Here is a 17,158-nt window from a genome sequence, read left to right as displayed (position 1 = left end):
CCGCCCGCCGCTGATCGTCGGCAATGGATGTCCTGACATCCTGTGAGGTATGGCGACACTCAACGGAAAGCCCGTTTCCACCGACGACCTGCTGCCCCTGGCCCTGGTCAACGTCGGTCACTTCACGTCCATGCGCGTCGACGAGGGCGCCGTGCGCGGGCTGGAGCTGCACATGGCGCGGCTCGCGAGGGACTGCGAGGTCGTGTGCGGCGCCGACCTGGACACCGGGCGCGTGCGCGCGTACGTCCGGGAGGCGCTGCACGGGCAGACGCGGCCCTGCGTCGTCCGGGTGACCGTCTACGACCCCGCGGTCGACATGGGGCACCTCGCGGCGCCGGGGGACCCGCGGGTCCTGGTCACCGTGCGCGGAGCCGGCGCGTTGCGCGCGCCGGCTCCGCTGCGCGCCAAGAGCGTGCCGTACGAGCGGGAGCTGCCCGAGGTGAAGCACGTCGGCCTCTTCGGGGCCCTGCACACCCGGCGCGGTGCCCAGCTCACCGGCTTCGACGACGCCCTGTTCGTCGGACGCGACGGACTCGTCAGCGAAGGCGCCACCTGGAACGTCGGATTCGTCGACGCCGACGGCGGCGTCGTGTGGCCGCAGGCTCCGGTCCTGCCCGGAGTCACCAGGGCGCTGCTCCAGCAGCGCGCCGCACACCGGGTCGCCCCCGTGACCCTGGAAGAGGCGAAGGGCATGGCGGCCGCCTTCGCGACGAACACCAGCATCGGCGTCCGGGCGATCGCCGCGATCGACGACACCGCACTGCTCGCCGAGCACCCCGTGCTGGACCGGCTCCGCGAGGCCTACCTGTCCGTTCCCGGCGAGAGGCCGTAGGGCCGCCGGTCCCGCGACACGGGCCGTCGATGTCAGGCCATGCGGGCGCCCAGGGTGCGCACCACCTGGGTCAGGACCTTCTCGCGCCAGTTCTCCTCGGTCTCGGGGTACTTCCCGACGCCGTCCGCGGTCGAGGAACCGCTCACTTCGAACTGGTAGGGGCCCTGGTGGCAGATCATCGTGGTCGTCGTGCCCCGGGTGTAGCAGCCCGCCGTACCGAGGGAGTTCCCCAGGTCCCGGAACTTCTTGGTGTCCTGGCCGGACCGCTTCGCCTCCTCGTCGCGGTCCTCGGCGTAGGCGTTCGCCACGAGCGCGGGATCGGCGACGGTCTTGAAGACGATGCGGACGCTGCTGTTGTGCTTGCCCTTGTACTTGGCCGGCAGCCCGAACTCGGTCTTGCAGCCGCCGGCCGGTACGTCGCCCGTGGTGCCGGGATCCGACGTGGCGAGCGGGTTGAAGTTGATGACGGTCACCTTGATCGGCGTCCGCTGGAAGTCCTTGGCCTGCGGCAGGATCGCGCGGACCTCCTCGTCGCCGAGTACCTCGCACGCGTTGGGCCACTGCGCCAGCGGCACCGAACCCCCCGCGGGGGGACGCGCCTCCAGCTTCGCACCGGAGGGCTTGGCGGACTCGAACTTCAGGGCCGGCGGCTCGCTGCTGCAGCCGGCCAGTACGGCCGCGGCGGACGCGACCGCCGCGACGGCCAGGACGCCACGGCTCGGTTTCATGGTGGGCATGGTCAACTCCCCTATGTGGACACGGGGGATCCCCCCTCTACCGGGCCCATTCTGGACGTGCGCGCCCGATCCCTCCCGCCGAAGCCGCCATGCGCCCTGTGATCTTCCCGACAGCGGGACCGCCGTCCGCGCGTCGACCGCGGAGTGTCTCATCTCACCGTCCGCGATGTGGTCAACATCCGCCCCGCCGCGCCGCGTCGACCTAAGCTGACCCCCAGCAGCTGGTTCGCCCCGTCCGCCAGGCGGGATGCGTCGTAAGAGGGAACCCGGTGGGAATCCGGGACTGCCCCGCAGCGGTGAGCGGGAACGACCGCCGTCATACGCACTGGGACCGGATCACGGTCCTGGGAAGCGACGGCCACTAGGAGCCCGCCGGGAGACCGGCAGGCGCGCCCGCAAGTCCGAAGACCTGCCCGTTGCCCGCGCACGCACGGTCGTGCGCGGATTTCCTGGTGACCTCGTGGGCGGGTCGGTCGGGGGCGCCCCGGACCCGCTCCGGGGAACGACGGACGGTCGCAGCCGGTGCCTCGCGCACGGCGGTGCGACGGGCCGTCCGCTCCGCCACCCCTTCGCGCCTCGCGTCCGTCACCGGGACTCATGGAGACGTACTCGCGAAGGAGAGTTCCGTGACACCCCAGCACACCACCCGTTCCACCACCTCCGCGGCCGCACCGGACCCGGCCGTACGGGCCACCGTCCACGGCTACCCCCGGCAGGGGCAGAACCGGGAACTGAAGAAGGCCGTCGAGGGCTACTGGAAGGGCCGGGTCGACGCCGACGCCCTCCGGGAGACCGCCGCGACCCTGCGCCGGACCCACTGGCAGCAGCTGGCCGAAGCGGGCATCGGCGAGGTGCCCACCGGTGACTTCTCGTACTACGACCACGTCCTCGACACCAGCGTCATGGTCGGCGCCGTCCCGCCCCGCCACCGCGCCGCCGTCGCGGCGGACGCCCTGGACGGCTACTTCGCCATGGCCCGCGGCACCCAGGACGTGGCGCCGCTGGAGATGACCAAGTGGTTCGACACCAACTACCACTACCTGGTCCCGGAGCTGGGCCCCGACACCGAGTTCACCGCCGACTCCGCCCGGCAGGTCGCCGAGCTGGGGGAGGCCCTGGCGCTCGGGCTGAACGCCCGCCCGGTGCTGGTCGGACCGGTCACCTACCTCCTGCTGGCCAAGCCCGCCCCGGGCGTGCCCGACGACTTCCAGCCGATCACCCTGCTCGACCGGCTGCTGCCCGTCTACGCCGAGGTGCTCGCCGACCTGCGCGCGGCGGGCGCCGAGTGGGTCCAGCTCGACGAGCCGGCCCTGGTCCAGGACCGCACCCCGGCCGAGTTGGGCGCGGCCGCCCGCACCTACCGCGAGCTGGGCGCGCTGGCCGAACGCCCCAAACTGCTCGTCGCCTCGTACTTCGACCGGCTCGGCGAGGCCCTGGCGGTCCTGGCCAAGGCGCCCGTCGACGGTCTCGCCCTCGACTTCACCGACCGGGCCGCCGGCAACCTCGCCGACCTGGCCGCCGTCGGCGGCCTGCCCGGCAAGCGCCTGGTCGCGGGCGTGGTCAACGGCCGCAACGTCTGGATCAACGACCACGAGGCCTCCCTCGCCACGCTCGGCACCCTGCTCGGTCTCGCGGGCAGCGTCGACGTCTCCTCCTCCTGCTCCCTCCTGCACGTCCCGCTGGACGTCACCGCCGAGCGCGACGTCGACCCCCAGGTGCGGCGCTGGCTGGCCTTCGCCCGGCAGAAGACCACCGAGATCACCGTCCTGGCCCGCGGCCTCGCACAGGGCACGGACTCCATCGCCGCCGAACTCGCCGCGAACCGCGCCGACCTCGCCTCCCGGGCGCACTCGCCGATCACCCACGACCCGGCCGTGCGCGCCCGCACCGCCGCCGTCACCGACGCCGACGGGCGCCGCTCCCAGCCCTACGCGCGGCGGGCCGCGGCCCAGCGGGCCCACCTCGGCCTGCCCCTGCTGCCCACGACGACCATCGGCTCCTTCCCGCAGACCACCGAACTGCGCACCGCCCGCGCCGACCTGCGCGCCGGACGGCTCGACGAGGCCGGCTACGAGCGCCGCATCGAGGCCGAGATCCGCGAGGTGATCGCCTTCCAGGAGAAGACCGGCCTCGACGTCCTCGTGCACGGCGAACCCGAACGCAACGACATGGTCCAGTACTTCGCCGAGCAGTTGACCGGCTACCTGGCCACCCAGCACGGCTGGGTCCAGTCCTACGGCACCCGCTACGTCCGGCCGCCGGTCCTGGCCGGGGACATCTCCCGCCCCGATCCGATGACCGTGCGCTGGACCTCGTACGCGCAGGCGCAGACGGCGAAGCCGGTCAAGGGCATGCTGACCGGCCCGGTCACCATGCTCGCCTGGTCCTTCGTCCGGGACGACCAGCCCCTCGGCGACACGGCCCGCCAGGTCGCGCTCGCCCTGCGCGACGAGGTGAACGACCTGGAGGCGGCGGGCACCTCGGTCATCCAGGTCGACGAGCCGGCCCTGCGCGAGACCCTGCCGCTGCGCGCCGCCGACCACGCCGACTACCTGGCCTGGGCCACCGAGTCCTTCCGGCTCAGCACCGGCGGCGTCCGGCCGGACACCCAGATCCACACCCACATGTGCTACGCCGAGTTCGGCGACATCGTCGCGGCCATCGAGGACCTCGACGCCGACGTGATCAGCCTGGAGGCCGCCCGCTCGCACATGCGGGTCGCCGACGAACTCGCCGGCGCGGGCTACCCGCGCGAGGTCGGGCCCGGCGTCTGGGACATCCACTCGCCGCGCGTGCCCTCCGCCGACGAGGCCGCGACGCTGCTGCGCAAGGGACTGGGGGCCATCCCGGCCGAGCGGCTGTGGGTCAATCCCGACTGCGGGCTGAAGACCCGCGGCTGGACCGAGACGAAGGCGTCCCTGGAACACCTCGTCGAAGCCGCGCACCGGATGCGGGCGCGGCTGACCACGGGCTGAGCACGCGGCCGGACGGGGACGGTCCGAGCGGACCGTCCCCGTCCGGTGCCGTACGCACCGCCCGGTCGGTACGCTCGGTCCCGGGCGACGGGAGGCCACCGATGGGCGCAGCGCCGTACGGGCGGGAGCACGTGCACGGAGACGGTGACGGGAAGCGCGACGGGGACCGCCGCGCCCGGCCGGACGGGCCCCGAACGGGCCGCGCGGGAGCCGACCCTGGGCTGTACGGGCCCGGATCCGTGACCTGGCAGTGCCACGGCGACCCGATCATGTGGATCGCCGGGGTCCGGGCCCTGTACCTCCAGGCCCTCCACCCGCGGGCCGTCCGGGGCGTCATGGCCAACTCCGACTTCCGCCAGGACGCCTGGGGGCGGCTGCTGCGCACCGCCGACTTCGTCGGCACGATCACCTACGGCACCACCGAGGCCGCCGAGGCGGCCGGAGCGCGGGTCCGCAAGATCCACCGGATGCTGTCCGCGATCGACCCCGCCACCGGCGACCGCTTCCCCGTCGACGATCCCGAACTCCTGCTGTGGGTGCACTGCGCGCAGATCGATTCCTTCCTGCACACACTGCGCCGCTCCGGCGTCCCCCTCACCGCCGCGCAGGCCGACCGGTACGTCGACGAGAACCGCACCAATGCCCGCCTCGTCGGTCTCGATCCCGCCGCGGTGCCGGCCACCACCGCGGATCTGGCCGCGTACTTCGACGAGGTCCGCCCCCGCCTCGCGGCCGGGGCCGACGCCCGCGCCGTCGACGACTTCCTGCGCAGCCCGCCCGTCCACCCGCTCCTCGTGCCTGGCCGAAACCTGCTGTGGCGGCCGCTCGCCGAACTCGCCTACGGATCCCTCCCGGCGTACGCGCACCAGCTGTACGGGCGCCCCGCCCGAGCCCCGCGCGGCGTCACCCGGCGCTTGCGCCTCACCGGCCTCGTGTTGCGCAGCATTCCCGCAGGTCTGCGCTGGCAGCTGCCGCCAGGTCACATCTTGAGAGCGATGCGCCGCATGGGCCCCGGGAGTCGCCCCTCGACGCACGCACTGCGCACTTCAGCGGCCATACTGGACCGGCCGGGGAGGGTGGCGCACGACAACGGGGGCGGCAGTAGGACATGGCTGAGTCCAGACTGATCCAGGGCCGATACAGATCGCTCGATCTGATCGGTCGCGGTGGCATGGGCGAGGTGTGGCGCGCTCGCGACGAGTCGCTGGGGCGACATGTCGCAGTAAAGTGCCTCAAACCGCTCGGCGCGGAGCAGGACGCCCACTTCACGCAGGTGCTGCGCGAGCGCTTCCGGCGCGAGGCGCGCGTCGCCGCCTCGCTCCAGCACCGGGGCGTCACCGTCGTCCACGACTTCGGGGACGACAGCGCCACCGGCGGGCCCCTCTACCTCGTCATGGAGCTGCTCGAAGGGAGCAATCTCAGCCAGCTCCTGGAGGAGAACGACGCCCGCCCGCTGGCCGTCGACGACGTCGTCGACATCGCGGAACAGCTCGCCGCCGCCCTCGGCTACACCCACGACCAGGGCGTCGTCCACCGCGACCTCAAGCCCGCCAACATCATGCGGCTCACCGACGGCACCGTGAAGATCTGCGACTTCGGCATCGCCCGGCTCGCCGCCGACATCGGCTTCACCGCCAAGCTCACCGGCGGCGGCATGGCCATGGGCACGCCGCACTACATGTCGCCCGAGCAGATCGCCGGCGGCGAGGTCGACCACCGCAGCGACCTCTACTCCCTCGGCTGCGTCCTGTACGAGATCGCCACCGGCGCCCCGCCCTTCGACCTCGGCGATTCCTGGTCCGTCCTGGTCGGACACCGGGACACCGCTCCCGTGCCCCCGCGCCACCACCGCCCGGAGCTGCCCGCCCACTTCGAGCAGGTGGTCCTGGACCTGCTGGCCAAGCGCCCCGAGGACCGGCCCGCCGACGCCCGCGGGCTGCACCGGCGGCTCGTCGAGGGCCGCCGCGGCAGCGCCGCCGTGCCCGTGGCGGCCGACGCGCTGCCCGCGTGGGCGCGCGGCATGACCGCCGGCCGCAAGGCGGGCCTGGACGCCCGCCCGGCGAGCGGCGCGTGGGCGGTGCTGACCGGCTCGTGGACGGCGCCGCGCCCCGCCGCGCCCGTCCGGGGGCCCTCCGAGGCGCTCTCGACCCGCGAGTCGGCCCCCCAGCCGCTCCCGGTGCCCGTCCCGCAGCCGGAGCCCGCGCCGGCCGCCGCGGACCCCGCCCGCGAACCGGCCGGCGAACCCGCCCACGAGGCCGGAGCGGGAGCCGGAGCCGCCGGCCGGGGCACCGCCGCGCGGGGCGCCGCCCGTCCGCCCGCGGCCGAGGACCCGCGGCTGACGGCCGCCTACGGCCGGCCGAGCCCCCGCCCCTTGGGGCCCGACCACCCCGAGACCCTCGCGGCCCTCTCCGCGCACGCCTTCGCCCTCAGCCGGGCCGGGCGCCCGGCCGACGCCCTGGCCGCGCACACCGAGGTCGCCGAGGGTCGGGCCCGCACGCTCGGCCCCGACCACGTCGAGACCCTCGCCGCGCGCCAGGAGACGGCGTACGTCCTGGGCCAGCTCGGGCGCCACCAGCAGGCGCACGAGGTCTACCTCGCGGTGCTCGCCGCCCGCGAGCGGACCGTCGGCGCGGACCACCCGGACACCCTGCGCTGCCGCCACAACCTGGCCTTCAGCCTGAGCCGGCTCGGCCGGCTCGCCGACGCGCACCGCACCGCCGAGGAGGTGGCCACCGCCCGGGCCCGGGTGCTCGGCCCGGACCACGCGGACACCCTGCTCACCCGCTACGAGGTCGGCTACGCCCTCGGACAGCTCGGCCGCTGGCAAGAGGCCCTCGCCGCCTACCGCGAGGTCGCCGCGGCCCGCGAGCGGACCCTGGGCCGCGACCACCCCGACACGCTCGCGGCCCGCTACGAGGTCGGCATCGGCCTCGGGAGGCTCGGCCGCACCCCCGAGGCGCTGGACCTCTTCCGCTCGCTCGCGCGCGACCGCACCCGCGGATACGGCGCCGCCGACCCCGAGACCCTGCGCGCCCGCCACGTCGTCGGCGTCAACCTCGGCCGGCTCGGGCGCTGGGCCGAGGCGGTCGCCGAAGCCCGCCAGGTGGCCGCGCTGCGGACCCGCGCGCTCGGCCCCGACCACCCCGACACGCTGGCCAGCCGCCGCGAGGTCGCGGTGGGCCTGGGGCGGCTCGGCCGCTGGGACGAGGCACTGCCCGTGTACCAGGAGGTGGCCGGGGCCCGCGAACGGGTGCTCGGCGCCGACCACCCGGACACGGTCGCGGCGCACGCGGACGAGGCCCACTGCCTGGAGCGGCTCGGGCAGGTGTGCTACCAAGAGCCATGACCAAGGAGCAGCGGTTCCAGGGCGTGTACGACGCGGTGATCGTGGGCGGTGGGCACAACGGCCTGGTGGCCGCCGCCTACCTGGCGCGCGCGGGGCGATCGGTCCTCGTCCTGGAACGGCTCGGCCACACCGGTGGCGCCGCCGTCTCCACCCGCCCCTTCGCGGGGGTCGACGCCCGCCTGTCGCGCTACTCGTACCTGGTGTCGCTGCTGCCGGACAAGATCGTGCGGGAGCTGGGGCTGGAGTTCGCCGTCAGCAAGCGCACGGTGTCCTCGTACACCCCCACCGAGCGCGCCGGCCGGCCGGGCGGACTGCTCGTGGGCGGCGGGGCGGACCGGACTAGGGAGTCCTTCGCCCGACTCACCGGCTCGGACCGGGAGTACGAGAACTGGCGGGCCTTCTACGCGACGACCGCCCGCCTCGCCCGCAAGGTCTTCCCCACCCTCACCGAACCGCTGCCGACCCGGGCGGCGCTGCGCGACCGGATCGACGACGAGAGCGCCTGGCGGATGCTGTTCGAGGAACCGCTGGGACGCGCGGTCGAGGACCGGTTCGCCGACGACCTGGTGCGCGGCGTGGTGCTCACGGACGGCCTGATCGGCACCTTCGCCGACGCCCACGACCCCTCGCTCGCCCAGAACCGCTGCTTCCTCTACCACGTGATCGGCGGCGGCACGGGCGACTGGGACGTGCCGGTCGGCGGCATGGGCGCGCTGACCGACGCGCTCGCGGACGCCGCGCGCGCCGCCGGCGCGCGGATCGTCACCGGGCACGAGGCGGTGCGCATCGACGTCGACCCCGGCTCCGGGACCGAGCCGAGCGGGCCCGTGGAGGTCACCTACCGGACCGACCGCGGCGAAGGGCGGGTCGGGGCGCGCAAGGTGCTGGTCAACGCCTCCCCGCAGGAGCTGGCCCGGCTGCTCGGCGAGGCCGCGCCGGACGCCCCCGAGGGCGCGCAGCTCAAGGTCAACATGCTGCTGCGCAGGCTGCCCCGGCTGCGCGACCGCGCGGTGGACCCGCGCGAGGCCTTCGCCGGCACCTTCCACATCGCGGAGGGCTACGAGCAACTGGCGCGCGCCCACCGGGAGGCGGCCGCCGGAGAACTGCCCTCCGCACCGCCCTCGGAGATCTACTGCCACTCGCTGACCGACGCCTCGATCCTCGGCGCGGACCTGGCGGGGCGCGGCTACCAGACGCTCACCCTCTTCGGACTGCACGCCCCGGCCCGGCTGTTCGAGAAGGACAACGCCGGCGCCCGGGAGGTCCTGCTCGCCGCGACGCTGGCCCAGTTGGACGGGCACCTGGCCGAACCGCTCGCGGACTGCCTGGCCGTCGACGCCGACGGCCGCCCCTGCATCGAGGCGAAGACCCCGCTCGACCTGGAACGCGAACTGCGCCTGCCCGGCGGGCACATCTTCCACCGGGACCTGTCCTGGCCCTTCGCGGAGCCGGGTGCCGGGCGGTGGGGCGTGGAGACCCGGCACCCCGACGTGCTCCTGTGCGGGGCGGGCGCGGTGCGCGGCGGCGGGGTCAGCGGGGTGCCGGGGCACAACGCGGCCATGGCGGTCCTGGGCCGCTGACCCCGGCCCGCTGACCCCGGCCCGCCCGTTACGCGCCGACGGGCTCGATGACGACGATCGGGATCTCGCGGTCCGTCTTGGTCTGGTACTCGTCGTAGGCGGGCCAGTGCCCGACCATCAGGGGCCACGCCTCGGCGCGCTCCGCGGGGTCGGCGGTGCGCGCCCTGCCCTGGAGGACCTCGGGTCCGACCTGGATGCGGACCTCGGGGTGCTCGGAGAGGTTCAGGTACCAGAGCGGGTGCTCGGGGGCGCCGCCCTTGGAGGCGACGATGAAGTACCGCCCGTCCTTCTCGCCGTAGATGAGCGGGGTGCGCACGGGCTTGCCGCTCTTGCGCCCGAGGGTGGTCAGGAGCAGGGTCTGGGTGCCGTTCCAGAACTGGCCCTCGGTTCCACCGGACCCGACGTACTGCTTGACGTGGTCCAGTTGCCAGCCGGGCTTGGGGTCGGTCGGGTGGTCCCAGTCGATGTCGGTCATCTGCGGTCCGCCTCCAGGTGTCGAGTTGCCGGTGTTGAACCCTCAACGATCAATAACATTCAAGGATGCGGCGTTATGCCCCGGCCCTTCGGGCGGAACGCCTGCGTCCTCGGACCCGCGCCGGGCACAATTCCTGGGGGTCCGTCAGGGCACGCCCGCACCACCACACTTCCGGGAGCCATCGGTGTCCTCGCACGAGTCGCAAGAGATCCCCATCACGATCACCCCGCAGCAGGCCGTGCACGGGGTGATCATCCCCGCGCCCCGGGGCCTGGGCAACGCCCGGCTCCGGATACCGCCGAGCCGGGACGGCGACCTCGTACGGGCCCGGCTCGGCGAGACCGAGGTGTTGCTGCGCATCAAGGTGTCCCCCGTCCCGGGTCCGGGCGCGGACGCGTGGCCCGGGGTTCCCGCACCGGCGCGCCGCTCGGGGGCGCGGGGCTGGCTGGTGCTGACCGGCATCATCGCCGCCGTGGTCATCGGGTTGGTGGTGGCGGACAGCGGTGACGAAGGAAACGCCACCGCGTCGTCCTCCGCGACCTCCACCCCCACCTCCACCCCCACCGGTACCTACGCCCCCGAGCCCGCGCCCTCCTACACGGCTTGGTCGCCCACCGCGGCCCCGCCGCCGGTGGCCACCCCGGTGGGCACCGCGCCCGCCCCCGTCTTCCCGACCCCCGAGGCGGCCCCGACCCCCTTCGACCGGGGCACCTGCCTCAACGGCAAGCTCCCGGACTCGACGACCGCGCAGCGCGTGGACGACGTGCGCGAGGTGCCCTGCTCGGCGTCGGACGCCCACTACAAGGTGATCGAGAGCTTCCCGGGCACCTCCGACATGAACCGCTGCAAGGCCAACCCCAAGACCGAGTACGGCTTCTCCTACACCTACTCCCGCGGCGCGATCACCCTCAACCAGTACGTCTACTGCCTCGTCGGCATCGGTTCCTACGCGCGCTGAGCGGGGAGCCGCACGGCCCGCCCGCCGCTCGGCCCCCCGTCTCCAGTGCGTCAGTCCGAGGAGCGGGTCCAGCCCGTGGCCACGATCCGGGACGCGTCGTCCGGGCGGTCCTCGGCGAAGAGCGGGCGCGCGCCCTCGGACACGCGGATGACGTCGACGTACACCCCGCGCCCGACGTAGCGCCCGGTGGCCTCGTGGCGCAGGCGCAGGTGGACCTGCCGACCGGCCCAGTCGGCGAGGGAAGCCTCCAGGCGGTGCCAGATGCGGCCCGACCAGCCCGTGACCGTGCCGCGCGGCCACTGCTCGGGGCTGCCTCCCGTGGCGCGCACCGTGCTGAACGGCACCGGCTGCCAGGGGCCGTCCGGGCCGGGCGCCGCCTCGACGAAGAAGCCGCCGTCGCCGGGCACGGTGTCCCACCACACCGAGCACCGCAGCCGCGCCCGCGTCGTGGCGGGCGCGAGCGGGGGCAGGACGAGCGTGCCCGAGGCGGCGGGGGTGATCCCGGAGAACCACGCGGGGCCGCCGTGCCGGGTGCGGACGGGGACCGCCCGGGCGAAGGCGTTGCCGACCGCCACCCGGGGCGCGCTGCCCGCCCGCCAGGTCCGCACCGGGTGCACCGAGTTGCCCAGCAGGATCAGGAACGAGTCCGTGGAGGGGTCCAGGACCAGCGAGGTGCCGGTGAACCCGGTGTGCCCGGCGGAGTGCGGCGTGGCCATCGCGCCCATGTACCAGTGCTGGTAGAGCTCGAAGCCGAGGCCGTGGTCGTCGCCGGGGAAGGCGGTGTTGAAGTCGGTGAAGAGCAGCTCGACGGAGGCGGGGCGCAGGATCCGCTTGCCGGCGTACGCGCCGCCGTCGAGCAGGGTGCGGGCGAGGACGGCCAGGTCCCAGGCGGTGCCGAAGACCCCCGCGTGCCCGGCCACCCCGCCGAGCGCGTGGGCGTTCTCGTCGTGCACCTCGCCCCACACCAGCCCCCGGTCCAGCCCCGACCAGGGCGGGCGCTGGACCTCGGTGGCGGCGGTCACCCGGCGCCACGAGAGCGGGGGGTTGAACCGCGTGCGGTGCATCCCGAGCGGAATGGTGATCTCGTCGCGGAGCAGGACGTCCAGGGTGCGACTGGTGATCCGTTCCAGGAGCAGTTGCAGCGCGATCAGGTTCAGGTCCGAGTACCGGTACACGGTTCCGGGTGTGTCCTGAGGCTGCACCGACCACAGCAGCCTCAGCTGCCCCGCCCGCGTGGGTTCCTGGTAGAACGGCGCCCATGACCGCAGCCCCGACGTGTGGGTCAGCAGCTGGCGGACCGTGATCGCCTCCTTGCCGCCGCCGGTGAACTCGGGCAGGTAGCGCGCCGCGGGAGCTTCGAGCTCCAGCCGTCCCCGCTCCATCTGCTGCACGGCCAGCACCGAGGTGAACAGCTTGCTCAGCGAGGCCAGGTCGAAGACCGTGTCCTCGCTCATCGCGATCCGTTCCGCGGCGGGGAACTCCAGGGCCCGGTCGGTCCGGCCGTCGTAGTCGGCGTACCGGACCGCGTCGCCCATCGCCCGGTGCAGGGCCACGGTCCGACCGCGCCCCGCGAGCACCACGGCCCCCGCGTAGTAGGGGTGTTCGGGGGAGGGGCCGAGGAAGCGCGCGGCCTCCTGCGCCGTCGCCTCCAGGTGCCGCTCCAGCAGTCCCGCCTGGCGGGCGGACCCGTACCGCAGGCGCAGCCCTTGCAGGGCGCGCCGCTCGACCGGGTTCCCGCCGGCGCCGGAGTCCACCCCCGCTCCGTCCGCACCCCGGGCGCCCCGACCGGCCGCCCCGGCGGGGCCCGCGGGCAGCGCCGCGTGCACGAGCAGCACCCCGCCCAGCGCGAGCAGGCGCGCCCCGAGCCGCCTGCGGGTCAGCCCGTCGGCCGGGCCGCCGCGCCGACTCCCTTCCGCCGCCGCGGACTTCGCCCCCCGCGCGGGCTTCGGGACGGCCGCGGAGCTGCGGACCGCCGCGGCCCGTCCGCCGCCCGGCCCGTCCTCCCCGCCGCCGTCCGTCCCGCCCCCGACGACCCCCGTGCCCTGGCTCATGACCGGCCCTCCTGTCCGCTGTCCTGCGCGCCACCCAGTATCTGCCCGCGCACCCCACCGACCCCGTCACGACCGGCCCGCAAAGAATCTGACACAGCATCAGAAAATCTCTTCCCTCGCGCCGCGCCCTGCGGCATCCTGCCGCCCATGGAGACGGAGCTGAGCAAGAAACTCGGAGTCGAACACGCCATCTTCGGCTTCACGCCCTTCCCGGCGGTCGCCGCTGCCATCACCCGCGCGGGCGGCTTCGGCGTCCTCGGCGCGGTCCGCTACACCGCGCCCGACGAGCTGGCGCGCGACCTCGACTGGATGCAGGAACACACCGACGGCAAGCCCTACGGGCTCGACGTCGTCATGCCCGCCAAGAAGGCCGTGGACGGGATCTCCGAGGCCGACATCGAGGCGATGATCCCCGCCGGGCACCGGGAGTTCGTCCGCGAGACCCTCGCCAAGCACCAGGTCCCCGAACTGGCCGAGGGCGAGGCCTCCGGCTGGCGGATCACCGGCTGGATGGAAGAGGTCGCCCGCCGACAGCTCGACGTGGCCTTCGCGTATCCGATCAAGCTCCTCGCCAACGCCCTCGGTTCCCCGCCCGCCGACGTCATCCGGCGCGCCCACGACCACGGGGTCCTCGTCGCCGCCCTCGCCGGGACCGCCACGCACGCCCGCCGCCACGCCGAGGCGGGCATCGACATCGTCGTCGCCCAGGGCTACGAGGCCGGCGGCCACACCGGCGACATCGCCACCATGGTCCTCGTGCCCGAGATCGTCGAGGCCGTCGCCCCGCTCCCGGTCCTCGCCGCGGGCGGCATCGGCAGCGGCGAACAGATCGCCGCCGGACTCGCCCTCGGCGCGCAGGGGGCCTGGCTCGGTTCGCTCTGGCTCACCACCACCGAGGCGGACCTGCACTCCCGCGCGCTCACCGAGAAGCTGCTCGCCGCCGGCTCCGGCGACACCGTCCGCTCCCGCGCCCTGACCGGCAAACCCGCCCGCCAACTGCGCACCGAGTGGACCGACGCCTGGGACGACCCGGCCGGTCCCGGCGCGCTCCCCATGCCGCTCCAGGGCCTGCTCGTCGCCGAAGCCGTCTCCCGCATCCAGAAGTACGAGGTCCAGCCGCTGCTGGGCACCCCCGTCGGCCAGATCGTCGGCCGGATGAACAGCGAGCGCAGCGTCCAGGCCGTCTTCGACGACCTCACCCGGGGCTTCGAACGCGCCATCGACCGCATCACCCGCATCGCGGGCCGGTCCGGGCCGGCCGGCAAGGAGGAGCTCCCGTCATGACCCCGCCCCCCAGCACCCCCGCCGCCCAGGGCCCCAACGGCTTCTGGGCCCAGGCGAGCGCCGAACCCGACCGCGTCGTGCTCGTCACCCCCGAGGGCGAGGAGTGGACGGCCGCGCGCCTGCACGCCGACGTCAACCGGCTGGTCCACGGCCTGCGCGCGGCCGGTCTGGAGCGCGGTGACGTCTTCGCCGTGGTCCTGCCCAACGGGGTCGAGTTCTTCACCGCCTACCTCGCCGCCTCCCAGGCCGGCCTCTACCTCGTTCCGGTCAACCACCACCTGGTCGGCCCCGAGATCGCCTGGATCGTCTCCGACTCCGGCGCCAAGGTGCTCATCGCCCACGAGCGCTTCGCCGCGGCCGCCACCGACGCGGCCGACGAGGCGGGGCTGCCCGCGAGCCACCGCTACGCCGTCGGAGCCGTTGAGGGCTTCCGCCCGTACGCCGAACTCCTCGACGGGCAGAGCGACGCGCCGCCCGCCGACCGGACCCTCGGCTGGGTCATGAACTACACCTCCGGCACGACCGGCCGCCCGCGCGGCATCCGCCGCCCCTTGCCCGGCAAGCTCCCGGAGGAGACCTACCTCGGCGGGTTCCTCGGCATCTTCGGCATCCGCCCCTTCGACGGCAACGTCCACCTGGTCTGCTCGCCGCTCTACCACACGGCCGTGCTCCAATTCGCGGGCGCCTCCCTGCACATCGGCCACCCGCTGGTGCTCATGGACAAGTGGACGCCCGCCGAGATGCTGCGGCTGATCGACGCGCACGGCGCCACGCACACCCACATGGTGCCCACCCAGTTCCACCGCCTGCTCGCGCTCCCGCAGGAGGTCAAGGACGGCTACGACGTCACCTCGATGCGCCACGCCATCCACGGCGCCGCGCCCTGCCCCGACCACGTCAAGCGGGCGATGATCGAGTGGTGGGGGAGCTGCGTGGAGGAGTACTACGCGGCCAGCGAGGGCGGCGGCGCCTTCGCCACCGCGGAGGACTGGCTGAAGAAGCCCGGCACGGTCGGCAAGGCCTGGCCCATCAGCGAACTGGCCGTCTTCGACGACGACGGCAACCGGCTGCCCCCCGGCGAACTCGGCACCGTCTACATGAAGATGAGCACCGGCGGCTTCAGCTACCACAAGGACGAGGGCAAGACGCGGAAGAACCGGATCGGGGACTTCTTCACCGTCGGCGACCTCGGCCTGATGGACGAGGAGGGCTACCTCTTCCTCCGCGACCGCAAGATCGACATGATCATCTCGGGCGGGGTCAACATCTACCCGGCCGAGATCGAGTCCGCCCTGCTCACCCACCCGGCCGTCGCCGACGCCGCCGCCTTCGGCATCCCGAACGGGGACTGGGGCGAGGAGGTCAAGGCGGTCATCGAAGCCGCGGAGGGACACGAGCCGGGCGAGGCGCTGGCCGCCGACATCCTGGCGCACTGCGAGCAGCAGTTGGCCGGCTTCAAACGGCCCAGGACCGTGGACTTCATCGAGACCATGCCCCGCGACCCCAACGGCAAGCTCTACAAGCGGCGGCTGCGCGATCCCTACTGGGAGGGGCACGAGCGCGCCGTGTGACGGGCGGCGCGCGGGCAAGTTGCCCGAAAGGCCCTGACATTTTGTGAGATGTTCCACGTCAGGGCCCCGGCGGCGCGCCTTGCGCCGCACCACGGCGACAGTTCTGGCAGCGTGGCCGTATGAGTACGGCAACCCGCACGTCCCCCCTGACCGACTGGACCCTGGTGGTCCCCGTGGTGGCGCTCGTCGCGCTCGCCCTCAGCTGGGGGCGCGACCTGCCCTCGTTCGCGGTGGCGCTCGTCGCCCTGTGCCTCGGGGGCGCGGTCCTGGCCGCCGTCCACCACGCCGAGGTGGTCGCCCACCGCGTCGGCGAGCCCTTCGGCTCCCTCGTCCTGGCCGTCGCGGTCACGGTCATCGAAGTGGCCCTCATCGTCACGCTGATGGCCGACGGCGGGGAGGGGACGTCCTCCCTCGCGCGCGACACCGTCTTCGCCGCGGTCATGATCACCTGCAACGGCATCGTCGGCCTGTCGCTGCTGGTCGGCGCCCTGCGCAACCGGGTCGCCGTCTTCAACGCCGAGGGCTCCGGCGCGGCGCTCGCCACCGTCGCCACCCTCGCCGTCCTCAGCCTGGTCATCCCGACCTTCACCACGAGCAAGCCGGGCCCCGAGTTCTCCACCGCGCAGCTCGCCTTCGCCGCCGTCGCCTCACTGGCCCTCTACGGACTCTTCATCGCGGTCCAGACGGTCCGTCACCGCGACTACTTCCTGCCCGTGGACACCGCCGCGAAGAAGCGCCGCGAGGCGGCCGGGGAAGAGGAGGAGCACGCGGAGCCGCCGACCGCCCGGGCCGCGATGATCAGCCTCGGCCTGCTGCTGGTCGCCCTCGTCGCCGTCGTCGGCAACGCCAAGGCCGTCTCGCCCACCATCGAGTCGGGGGTCGCGAGCGCGGGCCTGCCCCACGCCGTCGTCGGTGTGATCATCGCCCTGCTCGTGCTCGCGCCCGAAACCCTCGCCGCCGTCCGCGCGGCCCGCCGCGACCGCGTCCAGACCAGCCTCAACCTCGCCTACGGCTCCGCCATCGCGAGCATCGGCCTGACCATCCCGTCCATCGCCCTGGCCTCGGTCTGGCTCACCGGACCGCTGCTGCTGGGACTCGGCCCGATCCACATGGTGCTGCTCGCCCTCACCGTCGTGGTCAGCGCCCTGACCATCGTCCCGGGCCGCGCGACCCTGCTCCAGGGCGGGGTGCACCTGGTCCTGCTGGCCTCCTACCTCTTCCTCGCGGTCAGTCCCTGACCCGCGCCCCGGGGGGGGGGGGGGGGGGGGGGGGGGGGGGGGGGGGGGGGGGGGGAGGGGAGAGGCAGAGAGCACGTGGAGGCAGCCACAGGGCAGGGAGAGAGGGAGGGG

The 17,158-nt window shown here is 74.1% G+C and carries 12 protein-coding genes and 1 riboswitch; of the genes, 9 read left to right on the top strand and 3 right to left on the bottom strand.

Annotated features, from left to right (window positions below; genetic code table 11):
- Positions 1-49 precede the first annotated feature (49 nt).
- Positions 50-832, top strand: coding sequence for an aminotransferase class IV family protein (locus tag ACZ4UB_RS04805; RefSeq protein WP_468068256.1), 783 nt, complete (start codon positions 50-52; stop codon positions 830-832).
- Positions 833-864: 32 nt separating this feature from the next.
- Here ACZ4UB_RS04805 and ACZ4UB_RS04800 read toward each other — a convergent pair whose 3' ends face one another.
- Entirely contained in the window at positions 865-1,560 is a 696-nt protein-coding gene (locus ACZ4UB_RS04800) for a hypothetical protein (protein ID WP_468068254.1), read from the bottom strand.
- Positions 1,561-1,774: 214 nt separating this feature from the next.
- A riboswitch (cobalamin riboswitch) is annotated at positions 1,775-2,000 on the top strand.
- A 195-nt stretch (positions 2,001-2,195) separates the two neighbouring features.
- Here ACZ4UB_RS04800 and metE point away from each other — a divergent pair.
- The 4 genes from metE (at position 2,196) to ACZ4UB_RS04780 (ending at position 9,470) form a co-directional block, all read left to right on the top strand.
- Positions 2,196-4,544: a 5-methyltetrahydropteroyltriglutamate--homocysteine S-methyltransferase gene (gene metE, locus ACZ4UB_RS04795; protein ID WP_468068253.1), complete on the top strand. Its 2,349-nt coding sequence runs from the start codon at positions 2,196-2,198 to the stop codon at positions 4,542-4,544.
- Positions 4,545-4,645: 101 nt separating this feature from the next.
- Positions 4,646-5,671: an oxygenase MpaB family protein gene (locus ACZ4UB_RS04790; protein ID WP_468068252.1), complete on the top strand. Its 1,026-nt coding sequence runs from the start codon at positions 4,646-4,648 to the stop codon at positions 5,669-5,671.
- Complete coding sequence (locus ACZ4UB_RS04785; RefSeq protein ID WP_468068251.1) at positions 5,653-7,890, top strand: serine/threonine-protein kinase; 2,238 nt, start codon at positions 5,653-5,655, stop codon at positions 7,888-7,890. The genes ACZ4UB_RS04790 and ACZ4UB_RS04785 overlap by 19 nt, the downstream gene beginning before the upstream one ends.
- Positions 7,887-9,470: a phytoene desaturase family protein gene (locus tag ACZ4UB_RS04780; protein WP_468068250.1), complete on the top strand. Its 1,584-nt coding sequence runs from the start codon at positions 7,887-7,889 to the stop codon at positions 9,468-9,470. The genes ACZ4UB_RS04785 and ACZ4UB_RS04780 overlap by 4 nt, the downstream gene beginning before the upstream one ends.
- A gap of 28 nt (positions 9,471-9,498) precedes the next feature.
- Here the strand turns inward: ACZ4UB_RS04780 and ACZ4UB_RS04775 are convergent, their stop codons facing one another.
- Entirely contained in the window at positions 9,499-9,945 is a 447-nt protein-coding gene (locus ACZ4UB_RS04775) for a nitroreductase family deazaflavin-dependent oxidoreductase (protein ID WP_468068249.1), read from the bottom strand.
- 184 nt (positions 9,946-10,129) lie between these two features.
- On the opposite strand from ACZ4UB_RS04775, the gene ACZ4UB_RS04770 reads away from it, so the two are divergent.
- Positions 10,130-10,903, top strand: coding sequence for an LppU/SCO3897 family protein (locus ACZ4UB_RS04770; protein WP_468068248.1), 774 nt, complete (start codon positions 10,130-10,132; stop codon positions 10,901-10,903).
- 50 nt (positions 10,904-10,953) lie between these two features.
- On the opposite strand, the gene ACZ4UB_RS04765 is transcribed toward ACZ4UB_RS04770, so the two are convergent.
- Positions 10,954-12,954: a serine hydrolase domain-containing protein gene (locus ACZ4UB_RS04765; RefSeq protein ID WP_468068247.1), complete on the bottom strand. Its 2,001-nt coding sequence runs from the start codon at positions 12,952-12,954 to the stop codon at positions 10,954-10,956.
- A 147-nt stretch (positions 12,955-13,101) separates the two neighbouring features.
- Between ACZ4UB_RS04765 and ACZ4UB_RS04760 the strand changes: the two genes are divergently transcribed.
- The 3 genes from ACZ4UB_RS04760 (at position 13,102) to ACZ4UB_RS04750 (ending at position 17,047) form a co-directional block, all read left to right on the top strand.
- On the top strand, positions 13,102-14,238 hold the full coding sequence (locus ACZ4UB_RS04760; protein ID WP_354381002.1) for a nitronate monooxygenase: 1,137 nt from the start codon (positions 13,102-13,104) through the stop codon (positions 14,236-14,238).
- On the top strand, positions 14,235-15,809 hold the full coding sequence (locus tag ACZ4UB_RS04755; RefSeq protein ID WP_468068246.1) for an acyl-CoA synthetase: 1,575 nt from the start codon (positions 14,235-14,237) through the stop codon (positions 15,807-15,809). Before ACZ4UB_RS04760 ends, ACZ4UB_RS04755 begins: the two co-directional genes overlap by 4 nt.
- Positions 15,810-15,928: 119 nt before the next feature.
- A complete protein-coding gene (locus ACZ4UB_RS04750; protein ID WP_354381000.1) occupies positions 15,929-17,047 on the top strand; it encodes a calcium:cation antiporter in 1,119 nt (372 codons plus the stop codon).
- Positions 17,048-17,158: the final 111 nt, after the last annotated feature.

Source organism: Streptomyces sp. NPDC028419 (assembly GCF_055565515.1).
Note: the sequence above shows the minus strand (reverse complement) of the source record. Positions and strands in the feature narration are given on the sequence as shown.

Coding starts and splice junctions, on each gene's coding strand:
- ACZ4UB_RS04805 (WP_468068256.1), top strand. CDS start 50: ATGGCGACACTCAACGGAAAGCCCGTTTCCACCGACGACCTGCTGCCC.
- ACZ4UB_RS04800 (WP_468068254.1), bottom strand. CDS start 1,560: ATGAAACCGAGCCGTGGCGTCCTGGCCGTCGCGGCGGTCGCGTCCGCC.
- ACZ4UB_RS04790 (WP_468068252.1), top strand. CDS start 4,646: ATGGGCGCAGCGCCGTACGGGCGGGAGCACGTGCACGGAGACGGTGAC.
- ACZ4UB_RS04785 (WP_468068251.1), top strand. CDS start 5,653: ATGGCTGAGTCCAGACTGATCCAGGGCCGATACAGATCGCTCGATCTG.
- ACZ4UB_RS04780 (WP_468068250.1), top strand. CDS start 7,887: ATGACCAAGGAGCAGCGGTTCCAGGGCGTGTACGACGCGGTGATCGTG.
- ACZ4UB_RS04775 (WP_468068249.1), bottom strand. CDS start 9,945: ATGACCGACATCGACTGGGACCACCCGACCGACCCCAAGCCCGGCTGG.
- ACZ4UB_RS04765 (WP_468068247.1), bottom strand. CDS start 12,954: ATGAGCCAGGGCACGGGGGTCGTCGGGGGCGGGACGGACGGCGGCGGG.
- ACZ4UB_RS04760 (WP_354381002.1), top strand. CDS start 13,102: ATGGAGACGGAGCTGAGCAAGAAACTCGGAGTCGAACACGCCATCTTC.
- ACZ4UB_RS04755 (WP_468068246.1), top strand. CDS start 14,235: ATGACCCCGCCCCCCAGCACCCCCGCCGCCCAGGGCCCCAACGGCTTC.
- ACZ4UB_RS04750 (WP_354381000.1), top strand. CDS start 15,929: ATGAGTACGGCAACCCGCACGTCCCCCCTGACCGACTGGACCCTGGTG.